General features: G+C 40.2%; 15 protein-coding genes. 12 read left to right on the top strand and 3 right to left on the bottom strand.

Going from position 1 to position 17,402, the window contains the following annotated elements; translation table 11 throughout:
* Positions 1-88: 88 nt before the first annotated feature.
* The 4 genes from HG267_RS22455 to HG267_RS22440 all read left to right on the top strand — a co-directional run bounded on the left by HG267_RS22455 (position 89) and on the right by HG267_RS22440 (position 5,131).
* Positions 89-1,345 carry a vWA domain-containing protein gene (locus HG267_RS22455; RefSeq protein WP_045868059.1) on the top strand — a complete coding sequence of 419 codons (1,257 nt, stop codon included), beginning with the start codon at positions 89-91 and terminating at the stop codon, positions 1,343-1,345.
* Entirely contained in the window at positions 1,342-2,622 is a 1,281-nt protein-coding gene (locus HG267_RS22450; RefSeq protein ID WP_045868058.1) for a vWA domain-containing protein, read from the top strand. The genes HG267_RS22455 and HG267_RS22450 overlap by 4 nt, the downstream gene beginning before the upstream one ends.
* A gap of 70 nt (positions 2,623-2,692) precedes the next feature.
* Complete coding sequence (locus HG267_RS22445; protein WP_045868057.1) at positions 2,693-3,079, top strand: VOC family protein; 387 nt, start codon at positions 2,693-2,695, stop codon at positions 3,077-3,079.
* Between the two features lie 228 nt (positions 3,080-3,307).
* Complete coding sequence (locus tag HG267_RS22440) at positions 3,308-5,131, top strand: ATP-binding protein (protein WP_063749808.1); 1,824 nt, start codon at positions 3,308-3,310, stop codon at positions 5,129-5,131.
* A gap of 285 nt (positions 5,132-5,416) precedes the next feature.
* Here HG267_RS22440 and HG267_RS22435 read toward each other — a convergent pair whose 3' ends face one another.
* Complete coding sequence (locus HG267_RS22435) at positions 5,417-6,493, bottom strand: PIN/TRAM domain-containing protein (RefSeq protein ID WP_045868056.1); 1,077 nt, start codon at positions 6,491-6,493, stop codon at positions 5,417-5,419.
* Positions 6,494-6,743: 250 nt separating this feature from the next.
* On the opposite strand from HG267_RS22435, the gene hemW reads away from it, so the two are divergent.
* From hemW to HG267_RS22410, 5 genes are all read left to right on the top strand, one after another.
* Positions 6,744-7,928 carry a radical SAM family heme chaperone HemW gene (gene hemW / locus HG267_RS22430; protein WP_045868055.1) on the top strand — a complete coding sequence of 395 codons (1,185 nt, stop codon included), beginning with the start codon at positions 6,744-6,746 and terminating at the stop codon, positions 7,926-7,928.
* Between the two features lie 120 nt (positions 7,929-8,048).
* Positions 8,049-8,315, top strand: a complete 267-nt coding sequence (locus tag HG267_RS22425; protein WP_045868054.1) for a type II toxin-antitoxin system ParD family antitoxin — start codon at positions 8,049-8,051, stop codon at positions 8,313-8,315.
* The gene (locus HG267_RS22420; RefSeq protein ID WP_045868053.1) at positions 8,312-8,617 is read left to right on the top strand and encodes a type II toxin-antitoxin system RelE/ParE family toxin; all 306 of its coding nucleotides are present in this window, start codon (positions 8,312-8,314) and stop codon (positions 8,615-8,617) included. Before HG267_RS22425 ends, HG267_RS22420 begins: the two co-directional genes overlap by 4 nt.
* 232 nt (positions 8,618-8,849) lie before the next feature.
* Positions 8,850-9,884 carry a low specificity L-threonine aldolase gene (locus HG267_RS22415; RefSeq protein WP_045868052.1) on the top strand — a complete coding sequence of 345 codons (1,035 nt, stop codon included), beginning with the start codon at positions 8,850-8,852 and terminating at the stop codon, positions 9,882-9,884.
* Between the two features lie 343 nt (positions 9,885-10,227).
* Positions 10,228-10,833, top strand: coding sequence for a DUF2996 domain-containing protein (locus HG267_RS22410; protein ID WP_045868051.1), 606 nt, complete (start codon positions 10,228-10,230; stop codon positions 10,831-10,833).
* A 271-nt stretch (positions 10,834-11,104) separates the two neighbouring features.
* On the opposite strand, the gene HG267_RS22405 is transcribed toward HG267_RS22410, so the two are convergent.
* On the bottom strand, positions 11,105-11,599 hold the full coding sequence (locus HG267_RS22405; RefSeq protein ID WP_045868050.1) for a TM2 domain-containing protein: 495 nt from the start codon (positions 11,597-11,599) through the stop codon (positions 11,105-11,107).
* Between the two features lie 680 nt (positions 11,600-12,279).
* Between HG267_RS22405 and acsF the strand changes: the two genes are divergently transcribed.
* The 3 genes from acsF (at position 12,280) to HG267_RS22390 (ending at position 15,821) form a co-directional block, all read left to right on the top strand.
* The gene (acsF, locus tag HG267_RS22400) at positions 12,280-13,380 is read left to right on the top strand and encodes a magnesium-protoporphyrin IX monomethyl ester (oxidative) cyclase (RefSeq protein ID WP_045868049.1); all 1,101 of its coding nucleotides are present in this window, start codon (positions 12,280-12,282) and stop codon (positions 13,378-13,380) included.
* Between the two features lie 138 nt (positions 13,381-13,518).
* Positions 13,519-13,896: a sensory rhodopsin transducer gene (locus tag HG267_RS22395; protein WP_045868048.1), complete on the top strand. Its 378-nt coding sequence runs from the start codon at positions 13,519-13,521 to the stop codon at positions 13,894-13,896.
* 584 nt (positions 13,897-14,480) lie between these two features.
* Positions 14,481-15,821, top strand: coding sequence for an esterase/lipase family protein (locus HG267_RS22390; protein ID WP_045868047.1), 1,341 nt, complete (start codon positions 14,481-14,483; stop codon positions 15,819-15,821).
* A gap of 259 nt (positions 15,822-16,080) precedes the next feature.
* On the opposite strand, the gene HG267_RS22385 is transcribed toward HG267_RS22390, so the two are convergent.
* Positions 16,081-17,379 (bottom strand): hypothetical protein, encoded by a 1,299-nt coding sequence (locus tag HG267_RS22385; protein WP_045868046.1) that lies wholly within the window; start codon positions 17,377-17,379, stop codon positions 16,081-16,083.
* Positions 17,380-17,402: the final 23 nt, after the last annotated feature.

Genomic DNA, 17,402 nt, shown 5'->3' with positions numbered 1-17,402 from the left:
CTTATAAATCTATTTATTTTCCGTAGCGCTAATGTTACGCTTTGAAGTTATTTATAAATATCTGTATCCTAACTAGGAACTTTGAGTTATGAAAGTTAACTTACAACCGACCCTAAATGATAGTAATTTAGATGCCAATCAAACGAATAGTCAGCGTCAGTTAGCAATTTCCATTTCCGCGATCGCAGAAGTTGTAGATCGCAATGTGCCGCTAAATTTATGCTTAATTCTCGACCATAGTGGTTCGATGAATGGGCGACCTTTAGAAACTGTCAAGCAAGCAGCAACTCGTTTGGTTGATAGACTTAAACCAGGCGATCGCTTGACGGTTGTAGTTTTTGATCACCGGGCTAAAGTCCTAATCCCTAATCAAGTTATTGAAGATCCAGAATATATTAAAAGACAAATTAACCGCCTAACTGCTGATGGTGGCACAGCAATTGATGAAGGTTTGCGTTTGGGCATTGAGGAGTTGGCAAAGGGCAAAAAAGATACCGTTTCCCAAGTCTTTTTGTTAACTGATGGTGAGAATGAACATGGCAATAACGATCGCTGTTTGAAATTTGCCCAATTAGCTGCTAATTATAGTTTGACTTTAAACACCTTGGGTTTTGGTGACAACTGGAATCAGGATGTTTTAGAAAAAATTGCCGATGCTGGTTTAGGTACACTTTCTTATATTCAAAAACCCGATCAGGTAGTAGATGAATTTAGCCGTCTGTTCAGCCGTATTCAAACAATTGGCTTGACAAATGCTTATTTACTATTCTCCCTGATGCCAAATGTGCGGCTAGCGGAACTCAAACCCATTGCCCAAGTTTCCCCCGATACAATTGAGTTACCCTTTCAACAAGAAGCCGATGGCAGATTTGCTGTGCGCCTGGGAGACTTGATGAAAGATGCAGAGCGAGTAATTTTAGCTAATATTTATCTGGGACAATTACCCGAAGGGAAACAAGCGATCGCCAATTTGCAAGTCCGCTATGACGATCCAGCTAGTAACCAAATGGGTTTGTTGACACCCAACATCCCAGTTTATGCCAATGTCACCAGAGTTTACCAACCAGCGGCTAATCCTGAAGTGCAACAGTCTATCTTGGCATTAGCGAAGTATCGCCAAACTCAGTTAGCAGAAGCCAAATTACAACAAGGCGATCGCGCTGGTGCAGCCACTATGCTGCAAACTGCTGCGAAAACTGCCTTACAAATGGGAGATACAGGAGCAGCCACAGTGTTGCAAACTTCCGCCACCAGATTGCAAGCTGGCCAAGAGTTATCTGAAAGCGATCGCAAGAAAACCAGAATTGTCTCCAAAACCGTGTTGCAAGATACACCCCGCCCATGAAAGTAAAATTACTGTCGGCGCTAAGTGATACTAATATCGATCTGGCTCAATCGAGTAGCCAGCGTCAACTAGGAATTGCGATTTCTGCGATTGCGGGGGAATATGATCGCTATCTTCCCCTGAATTTATGCTTGATTCTCGATAAAAGTGGTTCCATGCATGGAAAACCCATCAACACAGTGATTCAAGCAGTCGAGGGATTAGTCGATCAACTTAAAGTTGGCGATCGCATTTCGGTAGTCGCCTTTGCTGGTGCGGCTGAAGTGATTGTACCTAACCAAGAAGTCCAAGACCTAGACAGCATCAAAAAACAGATTAAAAGCAAACTTAACGCTAGCGGTGGGACGGTAATTGCTGAGGGTTTAGGCTTGGGAATTACAGAACTGATGAAAGGAACCAAAGGAACTGTTTCCCAGGCTTTTTTACTCACAGATGGACAGGGTGAAAGCAGCTTGAAAATTTGGAAGTGGGAGTTAGGCCCCGATGACAACAAACGCTGTCTGGAACTCGCGCACAAGGCGGCTAAGTTGAACCTGACTCTGAATACTTTGGGATTTGGGACTAACTGGAACCAGGATTTACTAGAAAAAATTGCCGATGCTGGTGGTGGGACTTTAGCTTATATTGAGCATCCAGAACAAGCAGTTGATGAATTTAGTCGTTTATTTAGACGTATTCAATCTGTAGGGTTAACTAACGCCTATTTGCTACTGTCCTTAATGCCAAATGTGCGGCTAGCAGAACTCAAACCCATCGCCCAAGTTTCCCCAGATACAATTGAGTTACCAGTGCAACAAGAAGCTGATGGCCGCTTTGCGGTGCGCTTGGGAGACTTAATGCAAGATGTAGAACGGTTAGTTTTAGCCAATATTTATCTTGGTCAGTTACCAGAAGGTAGACAAGAGATCGGGCAAATTCAAATCCGCTACGACGATCCAGCCTTAGATAAACAAGGCTTACTATCTGCGATCGCACCTGTGTATGCAGATGTGGTGCGAGTTTACCAACCAACAGTTAATCCCCAGGTACAGCAATCAATTTTGGCATTAGCCAAATATCGCCAAACTCAATTAGCCGAAGCAAAATTACAACAAGGCGATCGCGTTGGTGCAGCCACAATGTTGCAAACAGCTGCCAAAACCGCCCTGCAAATAGGAGATACAGGCGCAGCCACAGTATTACAAACTTCCGCTACTCGCCTACAAGCTGGGGAAGAACTTTCGGAAGCAGACCGGAAGAAAACTAGAATTGTCTCAAAGACAGTTTTACAAGAATAATTGCTTGGGTGAGTAGAATTTGTAATTCGTAATTTGTAATTCGTAATTCGTAATTCGTAATTCGTAATTTATGAAAATCAATGGCATTCATCACATCGCCATCATTTGTTCTGACTACGAACGCTCAAAAAAGTTTTATGTAGAGGTTTTAGGATTTACGATTATTGAAGAAACTTTTCGCGCACACCGCAATTCTTATAAGCTAGATTTACGAGTCGGCGAGAATAGCCAAATTGAATTATTTTCTTTTCCTAATCCTCCGCAAAGACCTAGCACGCCTGAAGCTTGTGGGTTAAGACATTTAGCATTTGCAGTTGATGATATTGAGCAAACTGTGATTGATTTACAATCGCAAGGTATAGAAGTTGAGAATATGAGAATTGATGAAATTACAGGCAAAAAATTTACTTTCTTTAAAGACCCGGATAACTTGCCATTAGAAATTTATGAGAGCTAATGTTTAATTCTTAAATTAAATAAAAGCTACACTACTTGGTAAAATTGCAATTTCTTGCCTGCATCAAAACCCACATCTTGATTCACCATCGCGGCAATTTTTACACTTTGGCTATCGATGCTTTTAAAGTCTGTTGAGTACATTTCCACCGTGGGAAGTTAGACTAAATCTCTGCTGCATATCTGGGAATACTAAATCTAGAAAGTATCAATAATTGGGTAGTAGGATATGACTCTAGTAAGTATTCCTGAAGATGAAATGAGTGCAGAGCTATATCAGTTATCAGGAGAAATAGAATTAGAGAAAATATTGACAACTTTTTTGCAGATAGCGATCGCATCAATGGGAGCGCAAATTGGTTGTTTAATTCTTTACCAAGATACACAATGGTTAGTAGTGGCACAAGGAGATACCAAACAGATCCAAAGTTTAGAAATACCCCTTGAGCGATACCAAGAAATACCTCAGATTTTAATTGATGCGGTAGTGCAGACACAACAGATGGCTGTGTTAGACAACTTCAGTCAAACAGTGGAATTTGCCGGCGATTGCTACTTTACCACCCACCAACCCCAATCGGTATTATGTACTCCCCTGACGCAGCAAGAAAAATTAATTGGCGTTCTGTACTTAGAAAATAAGTCCCTCCAAAACGCATTTACAAGCGATCGCTTACAATTAATTCCACTCCTGAATGCCCAAATAGCAATTTCCCTGAAAAATGCTCAGTTGTATTGCCAATTAACAGCATATTCACGCAATTTAGCACAGAAAGTTGCAGCCCGGACTGAGGAATCGGAAGAAAAAAGCGAGCAACTATTAGCATTATTCAATGCCATTGAAGATGTGATTATTGTCACAGATGTAGATGGCAGATACCTGCAAGTTGCTCCTAGTAGCGCACCATTACTATACAAACCTCCTACCGCAATTATCGGCAAAACTGCCCATGAAGTTTTTCCGCCTGATATGGCTGATTATTTCGTGAGGAACATTCAACAAGCGATCGCCACTAAAAAAGCGCAGAAAATTGAATATAGTTTACTAATCGGCGAGCGTGAGATTTGGTTTGATGGCAATATCGCTTGCATGGGTGAAGACAAAGTAGTGATCGTAGCTAGAGATATTAGCGATCGCAAACAGATGGAAAACCAACTGCGTGAACAGAAGGGAAATCTGGAAACAACTTTGCAAAAGCTACAACGCACTCAAACGCAATTAGTTCAATCCGAAAAAATGTCAGCGTTGGGACAATTGGTAGCAGGAGTTGCCCATGAAATTAATAACCCGATTAATTTTATTCATGGCAACTTAGATTATATTCATCAACATACACAAGATTTACTGCACATATTAAGTGCCTATCAATCCCACTACCCTCATCCACCCGCATCGCTACAATTAGAACTAGAAGAATTAGAATTTAGCTTCTTAAGTGAAGATTTACATAGCATTTTGAAATCAATGAAAATTGGTTCGGAACGGATTCGCCAAATCGTCCTATCATTACGTAACTTTTCGCGGTTGGATGAATCAGAATACAAAGCTGTGAATCTCCACGAAGGCATTGATAATACCTTAATGCTGTTGCAAGTTCGACTGAAAGCACAGGCTGAACGTCCAGAAATTGCAGTGATTAAGGAGTATGGTGAGCTACCATTGGTAGAATGCTACGCTAAAGAAATTAACCAAGTGTTTATCAATATGATTGTGAATGCGATCGATGCTGTGGAAGAGAGCAATCGGGGTCGCAGTTTCGCGGAGATCACTAGTAACCCTAATCGAATTTGGATTCGCACAGCCAAGACAGAAGAAAACCAGGTGCAGATTATTATCGGGGATAACGGCATTGGCATTCCAGAACAATTGCGATCGCGTTTATTTGACCCTTTCTTTACTACCAAACCTGTGGGTAAAGGAACAGGTTTAGGGCTATCAATTAGCTATCAAGTAATCAAGGAAAAACATGGAGGTTCAATTCACGTCCACTCGACTCCCGATCAATCTACAGAATTTATTATTACCTTACCCGTCTCAAGGACTTCCAAATAAAAAAATAATCAATCGCTTTGCCTGACTTTCTTGAGTAAGTGAGAAGAAGCATAGGGTTGCCAATGGTCGTGAACAACTTTGCCCTTAAAGTCAGACAATACTTTTATGCAAACTACCATAATTATTCTTGCAATAAAATAATTCTTACACCCCTACCTAGACAGTTACCAATAATCAATAAATTTTAAACTTTGCTGATTACATTATCCTCATGAATCCAATAAATAATCGGTGCAGTTAACCTGCACCGATCGCCAATTCAGATGGATTAAACATTCTATTGTCTTATGCCAATGCTGAAGCCTGTGGTTTAGCAAATATCATGCGTCCTGCTGTAGTTTGCAAAGCACTAGTGACTACTACTCGCAGTTCACCACCTACATAACCACTACCTTCCTCAACGACAACCATTGTGCCATCGTCTAGGTAGCCGATTCCTTGGCTGGGTTCTTTACCTTCTTTGAGAATTTTCAAATCAAGGTTATCGCCAGGTAAATAGGTGGGACGGACAGCGTTAACTAAGTCATTGACATTTAAAACTGGCACTTTCTGAACGCTAGCAACTTTTGATAAGTTGTAGTCGTTAGTTAGCAATGTGCCGTTGATATCTTGAGCGAATCTGACTAACTTCGCATCAACAGTGGGAATATCTTCGTAATCAGAGGGATTAATCAGGATGCGTTCTGGATAAGCTTCTTTAATGCGGTTGAGAATTTCTAATCCTCTTCTTCCCCGTACCCGTTTTTGGTCTTTACTCGCATCAGCTACTTGTTGCAATTCTTGCAAGACAAATTGCGGTACGATAATTTGCCCTTCTAGAAACCCAGTTTCTAACAGTGCTTCAATCCGACCATCAATAATACAGCTTGTATCTAAAACTTTAGTATTAGCAGGTTTAAGAGTACCTTCTGCTACCATCGTTTCTACGGTGTTGGGATTAATAAACCGCAATAAGCCGCGTCCGTGGGTATCTGCCAAATTCATACCAGTGACCGACAATATAATACTGCCAACCACTGCTACTAAAGGCTTGATAAAACTAAAATCTGGGGGAATGGGTAATAAAAATAACGGTGCAAGCATTAAGTTGGCTAACAATAACCCAATCACCAAACCAATAGCACGCGTTAAAATTACTTCTAGAGGCATTTCTCGGACTTGTGCTTCTAGGCGGCGATATGTAGTTTGGAAACTTAGCCCAATTGCACCACCAATGATTGCAGCAAAGACGGCAACCACTAAGCGCAAGGCTTCTAAATTTGTTACCCGGTCTAGCGAGCCATTGGGTAGTAGTTCAATGCTGTAGAACCCAATTCCCGATGCTGCTAGGATGAATGAGAGAATAATAATGGCATCAAGCATGATCTTGTGGTTTTCCTGCAACTGTATTAACCGAAAAAGTGTAAGTATTTTTTATTTCATAGGCAAATAGCTTTAGAAATGTTTACTTAACTCTAGGGGTTTAAGCAGGTAATATCTGCAAATATTATAACCAAATAGTTTTAGCTTCATATTTTTAATTGTTTTGTTGTAAAACGATAATACTTGTAAATAAACTACTAATTTTTATCGTTTGTCATTCTCAGTATGATGAATTTTATTGTTTCTTACAATGCCTCAAAAAGTTAATTTTTATAGCACTCCCACTTCTGCTTATGTGCATATTCCGTTTTGCAGACGGCGGTGCTTTTATTGTGATTTTCCCATATCTGTTGTGGGCGATCGCTTGCGCGGGGAAACATCTAATGCAATTTCTCAATATGTAGAAGTGCTAACTCAGGAAATTCCTACCGCACCAAGATTTGGTGAACCTTTAAAGACAATTTTTTTCGGTGGTGGAACACCCTCGCTGCTATCAATAGAGCAGTTACAGCAGATATTAACAGCTTTAGAGCAGCATTTTGGCATTTTACCTGGGTCAGAGATTTCTATGGAAATAGACCCAGGGACATTTGATTTAGCACATATAGCAGGGTACCGCAGTTTAGGGGTGAATCGTGTCAGTTTAGGTATACAAGCATTTCAAGAAGAGTTGTTAAAACTCGCTGGGCGATCGCACTCAATTGCAGATATTTTTGCAGCTGTGGAATTAGTCCGCAAAGTCGAGATTCCCGAATTGAGTTTAGACTTAATTTCTGGTTTACCGCATCAGTCTTTAGAGCAATGGCAAGATTCCCTAGCTAAAGCAGTGGCGATCGCACCAACTCACATCTCGATTTATGACCTTACCATAGAGCCAGGTACAGCCTTTGGCCGATACTATGAACCTGGCGCGAATCCTTTACCCACAGATGAAACCACAGTCAAAATGTACCAAATGGCACAGCAAACTTTGACTGATGCAGGTTATGAACATTATGAAATTTCCAATTATGCCCAGCCTGGACATCAATGTCAGCATAATCGGGTTTATTGGGAAAATCGTCCTTATTATGGTTTTGGTATGGGTGCAGCCAGCTATATTGAAGGTAAGCGTTTCACACGTCCACGTAAAACCAAAGAGTATTACGCATGGGTAAAAGCTGGTTGTGTCGTTGATTGTGAAATCACACCACCAAATGAAGTGTTATTAGAAACCTTAATGTTAGGCTTACGCTTGGCTAAAGGCGTGAGTTTAGCAGCTTTAGCGGCGGATTTTGGCGAAGATAAACTAGAAGAACTTCAGAAATTCCTACAGCCATATTTAATAAAAGGCTGGGTAGAGGTAATAAATGAAAGATTACGTCTAACCGATCCCCAAGGATTTTTATTTTCTAATGTAGTTTTAGCAGATTTATTTTCTAAATTTGGTGAATAAGCATTCAGACTAAATGTACTAACAACATATTAAATTATCCGTTAAAATCCAGTGATGGAATTAAGTTGGATAGAACAATCTAAAATAATCTTATTATCTTTAAGTAGAGGTATTTAACCTATGACTATTAATCTTAAACCAGAGCATGAGCAATTGATAAAAGCACAAATTGCTAGTGGTAGATTTACAAATGCAGATGAAGTAATTGGTACAGCATTGAAATTACTAGAAAAGTTGAATGCTGAGTACAGCCAATGGGTAGAAGAAACTCGCCAAAAAGTTGAAGTCGCTATTGCTGAAATGGAAAGAGGAGAAGGATTAGACGGTGAGACATTTACTATGCAAATACTTGAAAGATTCCAAAAAGCGCGAGAGGCGGCAGAATGAGCCGTTACATCATCTCTCCTTCTGCAAGCAGAGATTTAAATGAGATTGCAGATTATTTTTTAACAATCAATCTGGAAGCAGGAGAAAAGCTTTTTCAAGAATTCAATAGAAAATGTCAAAACTTAGCTAAATTTCCCAATATAGGGCGTAGTTATTCTCACATTAAGCCGGAGTTGCGTGGTCTTCCGCTTGATGGTTACGTCATTTTGTATAGAGTGGTGGATGATGGTGTGGAAATTTTACGTGTAGTGAATGCGCGTAGAGATTTAGAAACATTATTTTCAGATATAGACGATTCTTGAAAAATGATTAAAATTGAGAAATTGAAATATTAGAGTACTCCAAGTAAAAAAATGCTCAATTGTCATTGCGAATGGAGCGAAGCGGAATGAAGCAATCGCAAGGGCTGAGATTGCTTCGCTACACTCCGTTTCGCTCGCAATGACAGGTTTTGGATCGTTTATTTTTTGGAACACTCTTAATTTATTGAGTAATAAAGCCTAATCAAATTATTCCAAATCTTAAGTATAAATTATGTCTAATCAATTAGAACAGTTTGCGAGTGATAATAACTCTGGAATTTGCCCTGAAGCTTTAGAATATATGCTAAAAGCTAATGAGGGTAGCGCTCCGGCGTATGGAAATGATAAATGGACGCAAAAAGCAACAGATTATTTTCGTGAGTTATTTGAAATTGATTGCGAAGTATTTTTTGCTTTTAATGGGACAGCAGCCAATTCTTTATCTTTAGCTGCACTTTGTCAGTCATATCACAGCGTTATTTGTCATGAAACATCCCACATTGAAACAGATGAATGTGGCGCACCAGAGTTTGCTTCTAATGGTTCCAAATTACTATTAGCTAAAGGCGAAAATGGTAAGTTAACAGCACAGGCTATAGAATCACTAGTAACTAAGCGCACTGACATTCATTATCCTAAGCCAAAAGTTATTAGTATTACCCAAGCTACAGAAGTAGGAACTTTATATTCCTTGGATGAACTAGCAGCAATTAAAGAAACTGCGCGCAAGTATAACTTAAAAATTCACATGGATGGCGCTCGTTTTGCTAATGCAGTTGCTGCTATGAATAAAACCCCGGCGGAAATTTCTTGGAAAAGTGGTGTAGATGTATTATGTTTTTGTGGCACAAAAAATGGCATGGCTTTAGGAGAAGCAATTATTTTCTTCAATAAAGCTTTAGCAGAAGATTTTGACTATCGCTGTAAACAAGCAGGTCAACTAGCTTCAAAAATGCGATTTATTTCGGCTCCTTGGTTAGGTTTACTCGAAACTGGCGCATGGTTGAAGAATGCGCGACACGCCAATCAATGTGCTGAATATTTAGAAAATAAATTAATCAATATTGATGGCGTTGAGATGATGTTTCCCCGAGAAGCAAATGCTGTGTTTGCCAAACTACCAGAACATACTATTCAAATTTTAAAAGAAAAACGCTGGCAATTTTATACATTTATTGGTGTGGGTGGAGTCCGTTTTGTGTGTTCTTGGAATACTACACAATCTAGAATTGATGAACTGGTAAATGATATTAAGAATTCAATTTGAGGAAAATAAATTGCATACATTAGTATATGTGATTTTTTAAGAGTCAAGGGTCAAGGGTCAAAAGTCAAATTTGAATCCCTTATTGATTTTTACTTACTCTTCCCCTTTTAGTTGGTAGATGCTTAAAAAGATTTTTCATTGTCACATAAGATGCTTATAGTGAGTATCGAAAAATTTTATGGTAAAAATTTGCTATCTGAATAAAATCACAGACTCTTACAAAAGAACTGCTGAGATTTATTTTTGCTAGCTATAGCTATACGCTCCTATGCCAAAATGAAAATAACTAATACCATAAGGTGAGCGATCGCTCTGAAAGCTAGATAAAGGATTGACCTGAGCAATGGCAGACGAAACCAATCAAAATCAAGCGGGAGAGGTAGCTCCCACCACTGACCAACCAGTAGCGACAGACCTCCCTACTGCCAATAAGCCAGATTCCAAAGCAACTGCTGTACCTCCCAAGCGCGAAAAACCTCCAGCTAAAGCCGCCGCAGGAGAAAAACCCGCCGCTACAGCAGATGGAGAAGAAAAACCCGCTGCTAAAGCCGCCGCAGCCAAAAAAGAAAAGGCTCCTGCTGTTGAAGATAAGCCATTTGTAGAGTTTATCCAGCAACACTACTTACCTGCTGTACAAACGGCAATTACTCAGCAAGGTGTTGCTGATTTACAGTTGTCTTTTGCTAAACAGAAAGTTCCTATCTCTGGCTTTGAATCAGCCGAGGACTGCTACCAACTTGTGGGAAGTTGGCAAAACGGTTTGCGCCAGTTTAATCTTTATTTCCCCGATGAAGATATTCAAGGGAAAAAAGGATTCTCTTGTAATGAAGGTAAAAAACCTAGCACACTAGAATCCTTCTTAATAGATGAACGTAAAATCACTCTGGACTTACTAGTATTTGGTTTAGTGCAGCGCTTAAACGGGCAAAAGTGGCTAGGTAGAAATTAGTCATTTGTCATTTGTCATTTGTCATTTGTCATTAGTTATGAGACAAATGACAAAAATGCTAGTAAGTAAGTCGGTGGAAATAAAGCAAACTATGTTAAAAAACGTAAATAGGCTTGAAATCCTTACCAATGTCGCCACTTGCTTTAAGCCGGGGAACCCGTCCAACGCAGTGGCTCACCAATGACCTAGACGCTTTAGCGGCTTCCCGCAGGGTAGGATAAATGACAGCCTCAGCCAGTTATCTTTAATTTCGCCGACCTACTTAGTACCTTTAGAGTTCATGGAAATGGTAGGTAACGGCTCCAGTTCTGGGGTCGTTATCTATTTTGGCGTATCCTGATTTATACATTTCCTTGAGGGCGGCTTCTACTTCTGCAAAGTTAGCTCCTGTACCTTTCACACCTTGAGTCACAGTGAGATAGCCACCATTTTTTTCTGCCACTTCAATCAGTTTAACTATCAGTTGGTTACCAGTAGGGCGGTAAACTTGAGAAGCGATCGCAGGTTGATTCAGTGGTACACCCAAGGGAGATAAACCCGCTTTTGACCTCAGTTTGAGGCTATATTCGTCAACCATATTAGGGATGAGGAATAAATCGACGAACTGCCCACAGTAGAATAGCCCAAACGTACACAGCCACAACACACCCGTCCCGATTTTGCCGTTGTATATCCGGTGCAGTCCCCCCAAGCCGAAAAACCCCATAGCACACAAGATGTAGGAAACAAGAAGACGGTCTTGATTGGTGTTATTATCAACCTTCATGTTGTTTTGATTCCCTTGGATTCGCGCTTACAATCTGAGACGCTTTTGTGGCGCTGTTTTGTTTCATACTCAGTCTGTTGTTAGCTTTTCGCCCACAAGCTGGATGCAAAAAAGAGTACAAAGACCTTAGCTGACTCCCAATACCAAATTGCTGATTCCGCAGAATATATAACTATTGTTGCAACTCTTAACGTTTTATCTACAAATTTTGAGCCTGTACCTTGATAGACTGAACTTTATCAGCCTTAGTGATAAGTACTGTATCCCTTGCTCAAAAGCTAGAGGATTTAGCAATAATATAATTTGTAATTGATAATTCGTAATTCGTAATGAAAAGCTCATTTAAGAATTACGAATTATAGAGTGTACTGTAGGGCATACAGGAAATAGGGTTAGAGAGCAATCTCACCAGATCAACCCTAAATGCTTGGAGAGCTACCCATAAACAGGACTCTAGGTAAACACGTAATATCCTAGTTGGTTCGGGTAGGACAAGATATGTAAGACCTAGCCAATTTTAGTAGCATAACTACTAAATGTAACTAGGCAATGTCTGCTCAAGAATCTCCCAAATTTTTGCAGATGGGAGAGCGTCAATGTCGTCTAGTTACGCCTTGAGAGCGTCTGACGTTGGCTTTCTGGTGTACTGAAGATAATAAAGACAGAAGAGAAATCAAAACATGGTAGATTCCCTCAAAAAACCAGGCTTTGAAGAATTGCGTCCAGGGATTAAAGTCCCGGCAAAAGAAACACTATTAACACCCCGGTTTTACACCACCGACTTTGATGAAATGGCGCGGATGGATATCTCCGTCAATGAAGACGAGTTACAAGCCATTCTCGAAGAGTTTCGTGCTGATTACAACCGCCATCATTTTGTTCGGGATGCCGAGTTTGAACAATCCTGGGATCATATTGATGGGGAAACTCGCCGTTTATTCGTTGAATTTTTAGAGCGTTCCTGTACAGCCGAGTTTTCCGGGTTTTTGCTGTACAAAGAACTTGGCCGCCGCTTAAAAGATAAAAGCCCAGTTTTAGCCGAGTGCTTTAACTTGATGTCACGGGATGAAGCCCGTCATGCTGGCTTTTTGAATAAAGCGATGTCAGACTTTAATCTTTCTCTAGATTTAGGGTTTTTGACAAAGAGCCGCGATTATACCTTCTTTAAACCGAAATTTATCTTCTACGCCACATATCTTTCTGAAAAAATCGGTTATTGGCGTTATATCACCATTTATCGTCATTTAGAAGCACATCCCGAAGACCGGATTTATCCCATTTTCCGGTTCTTTGAAAACTGGTGTCAGGATGAAAACCGTCATGGTGATTTCTTTGATGCCGTGATGCAATCTCAACCGCAAATGTTGAATGACTGGAAGGCGAAGCTATGGAGTCGCTTCTTCCTGTTGTCAGTGTTTGTGACGATGTATCTCAATGACCTGCAACGCAAAGACTTTTACGCTTCTCTAGGATTGGATGCACGGGAATACGACATCCATGTGATCAAAAAGACCAATGAAACCGCAGGAAGAGTTTTCCCGTTGATGCTGGATGTTGATAATCCAGAGTTTTATCAACGCTTGGATATATGTGTTGAGAAGATGGCAAAATTAAATGCGATGTCTTCGACAACCCCTTCGGGGAACGCCAACTCCAACACTCCTAAATTCCTGCAATTCTTCCAGAAGTTGCCAATTCTCACCTCAATTGGTTGGCATATGGTTAAGCTGTACCTCATGAAGCCCATTGATGCGGTTTCTGCTCAAGGTATGGCCCGCTAGTTAATCAGGATTTGACAAAATTGAGAGTGGTTCTATTTCATATAGAACCACTTTTTTTATGTCACTTTTTGCTCATATTAATCTTGTAATTTAAATAGATAACCGCAAGATTATGCTCTTTAGCACCAGGAGAAGTAAATGAGTCAGTCAATTGGACGTAATTGCTGGGCGATCGCAGAAGGTTATATTCCTGCTTATAGTAATGGCCCTGAACCTCAGTTTATTAGTCATGAAACAGTCTGTATTTTAAATGCTGGGGATCAAGATGCTCATGTAGAAATCACAATTTACTATAGCGATAGAGAACCTGTAGGTGGTTACAAAATCACTGTTCCCGCACGACGGACAAAACATATTCGCTTTAATGATCTCAAAGATCCAGAACCAATTCCTCACGATACTGATTTTGCAAGCGTGATTCAGTCAGATGCACCGATTGTCGTACAGCATACCCGGTTAGATTCACGACAAGCAGAAAACGCTCTTCTCAGCACCATCGCTTACGCTCATAATTAAATTTATTATTCTTTGGCGACACTGCTTGATAGCAATAGCTAGTTTTCAATAATGTATTTATACCAGCGTAAATATATGAATAAGAGCGCACATCTGTACGCTCTTATTCATCATTGATGTGTTGCAAGGTCTTTAAAGTTGGGATTACAAGTATTTTTAAATAAATCTCCTGTATAGCGTAGCAATAGTCATAAATATTTCGCTACAAAAGATGCAAACAGATAAATACTGCAGTCAGAACAGTCTCAACAATCAATTATTCAATTCCTACAACCCAAGCTAAAGTAAGGGTACAAAAATTTCATACCCTGATCATAATCAGTAGCTTAACGCGCAATTTTACGTTCTTGCATAGAAAATAACTATTTTGCAGCTTTTTATTCCCTTTTCAAAGCAGATGTGACATTAAGCAAATTTTTTCAAAGTTTCAGCCTAATTACAAATTAAACCTGAGATAATGTGCCTTTAAGTTCTATAGCAATATTTAGTGAGCCTTGAGCATTTCTAAAAAGTAAGATTTTGGACTACTTGCATAAGTTCAGAATCTTGATTTTGCCTGTTTAAGTAATATCTAACAAAAGTATATGGGCAGTAATCCAATTGTCTTAATCCACGGCTACTCTGCTTCTGGTGAATCTTTCAAAGTGTGGGAAAAAAAGCTAGAAGCGCGTGGGTATGATGTCTCAACTATCCATGTTTGTAGCTATGTAACCTTGACTAACGAAGTCACAATTAAAGATATTGCCGAAGGTTTTGATCGGGCATTATCTATAGAGGGAGGGTTAGCCCCAGATCAGGAATTTGATGCGATTGTGCACTCAACTGGAATGCTGGTGATTCGCGCTTGGTTAACTGCATACTCGCAAAAGCGACGAAATCGACTTAAACACGTGATTGGATTAGCACCAGCCACCTTCGGTTCTCCCTTAGCCCATAAGGGACGGAGTTGGTTAGGTGCAATGTTTAAAGGAAACAAAGAGTTTGGCCCCGACTTTCTAGAAGCTGGGGATTTAGTCCTGGATGGCTTAGAACTGGGAAGCAAATTCACTTGGGATTTGGCACATAAAGATTTATTTGGTAGTGAAATATTCTATGGGAACAAAAATGATACCCCTTATGTATTTACCTTCTGTGGTACCAGTCCCTATAGCGGTTTAGCCAAATTAGTCAGCGATCCCGGAACTGATGGTACTGTGCGCTGGGCGGGTTGTGGTTTAAATAGCCGCAAGATTGCACTTGACTTAACCAAGCAGCAGGAGGAGGAACAGCGCATCGATTTTGATGGTTCTAAAAATGATGGTATTGCACCCACAGTATTAGTTGAGGGGTTGAATCACCAGACAATTATGAGCAATCCCCGTGATGAACTAGTGGATGCAGTTTGTGAAGCACTGCAATTCACCCCCGAACAAAAAATTCAGGATTGGCATCTAAAAACTACGGAGAAACTCTCACCAAAGACTATTGATTTGTGGCAGCAGTTTGTCGTTCGTGCCGTAGATGAACGTGACGATCCCATTCCTGACTACCACATTCAAGTATTCACCCAAGGTAATGATAACTTCCAAGCCATAGATAATTTTGCTGCCAACGTACATACATATAGTGGGGATAAAAGTCTTCGCTGTTTTTATGTCAACTTAAATCGGATTCTCAATCCCCAAAATTTGCAGCAACCAACGAATTTACCAAATTTGATGATGCGCGTTATTGCATCATCAGGTTCACAGCTAATTGACTATCTGGGAGTGAATAATAAAGGAGAGTGGGATGCACAGATGGATATCTCATACCTATTACGGGAATCCAAAGTGAGACTTTTCTGGCCGTTTACAACCACTCTGATTGAATTAAAGCTAAATCGCGAACCGCGTAAGGATGTTGCCAAGTTTTTACAGCGGCTACAACAACTAAATTCAAATTAGCGATCGCATAGTTTTTTCACTATACAGTCAAATTGTTATCAGCAGAGTCATACTGGTGATAACTCCAGAATAAAATCCAATACAGTTCAGTTAAGAAAATAAATTGACAACAAAACAAATAATTTTGGAGGGGGTTTGGGGGACGCAACCGTCACCCAATCGGGGGTTTGGGGGAGAATCCCCCAATTTTGCTAGCTGTTTCCACAACTGACAAATCAATCACTAATGATCTGAACTGTATTGGAATAAAATCAGTAATTTAACTTGATTTGGTATCATCTAACCTGCGTTGCCATTCCGCATCAATTTGTGCAGAACGCTCAAATTCCTGTTCCAGTAAATCAGTTTCGCTAGAGTACACCAAATCTTCTTTGCCAATCACCTTCTCTGCTGCAAACTGACGAGCATAGTCAATTTTTTGCTGTAAACTGGCATCCACATCTGTTAATAGTCTCGCACGGGAAAGGCGATCACGGTTACGTGCGCTAATTTGGCGATTGCGCCACTGAATCCAGAAATAACGCAGTAAAGGTAGAGCTAAAAAACCTGTTCCATAAGCTAACAGTAGCCAGTAAATGCTTTGTACAAAAGCTACTAACCCACCTAATTGCGCTGCAACTGTACCATCTCTTAACAAACTTCCCAGTACTAAGGCTCCCACAAAATTGAGTATGCCTAACCCAGCACTAAGCATAATTTGTCCAGAACTTGCGGCACTAAAACGCCACAATGATTCCTCTAAATACACAGGTATTGATTGACGATAATTTTTGCTAGCCCTAACTTGTAACTCTGGGAAGTAATAAACAATTTGCCCTTCTGAACTTACCTCTGGTTGCCCATTAAATCTTGTGAGTACAGGTAACATATAGTCTTCGTACTCTTGTTGATATTTCTCACCCAGATTATCCAAATAAGGAGCAATTTGTTCTGCTACTACTGCGCCACGATGATTGCGAATCACAGCCGCAATTTCTTGCCAACGGCGTTCTTCTAAGTTGGCGTTAGGATTACCATCACCAAACAAAAAGGAAAACACCGCCTCCAAAAAATTTAGATTACTACTCTGGTTTCTTTCCCGTCGTCGTTGCTGATATTCAGTATGATAATTGGGGCTTAAATACCAAAATAAATCAGGAAAAAAGAAGAAGCCTCCACCGCCGGAATAACTACTTCTATTGTTGCTATCACGATCTGAGTTAAGAGAACTTTGAATTAAGAAGATGCTAATAATAATTAGGACGATAGAAACAATTAAGAAAATCCCAAAAGAAATCCTCACTAAGTAAAATAGAGCGCCCCAAATCTTTTGCCACCATTCTTGAAGGCGTAACTGCAAATATTTGTTGCGTAAAACTGCGCGAAAATTTTTGGGAAATAGATAAACAATGTCACCTGATTCTGCTACTTGCAAATGTCCGCCAGCATCAGATGCTAAAGCTAATAACCCTTGTCCAGCCTGTGCAATATTTAATCCTGCCTGGGTAGCGACATCACCAACTGTGACGCGATAACCCAGTTGTTCCACAGCCTGCATAATGGTGGGATTGGGAGTCATTGCTCTCCCCTCCTGTTAAATAT

The organism is Tolypothrix sp. PCC 7601 (assembly GCF_025677855.1).
In the GTDB taxonomy this organism is placed as follows: domain Bacteria; phylum Cyanobacteriota; class Cyanobacteriia; order Cyanobacteriales; family Nostocaceae; genus Aulosira; species Aulosira diplosiphon.
Note: the sequence above shows the minus strand (reverse complement) of the source record. Positions and strands in the feature narration are given on the sequence as shown.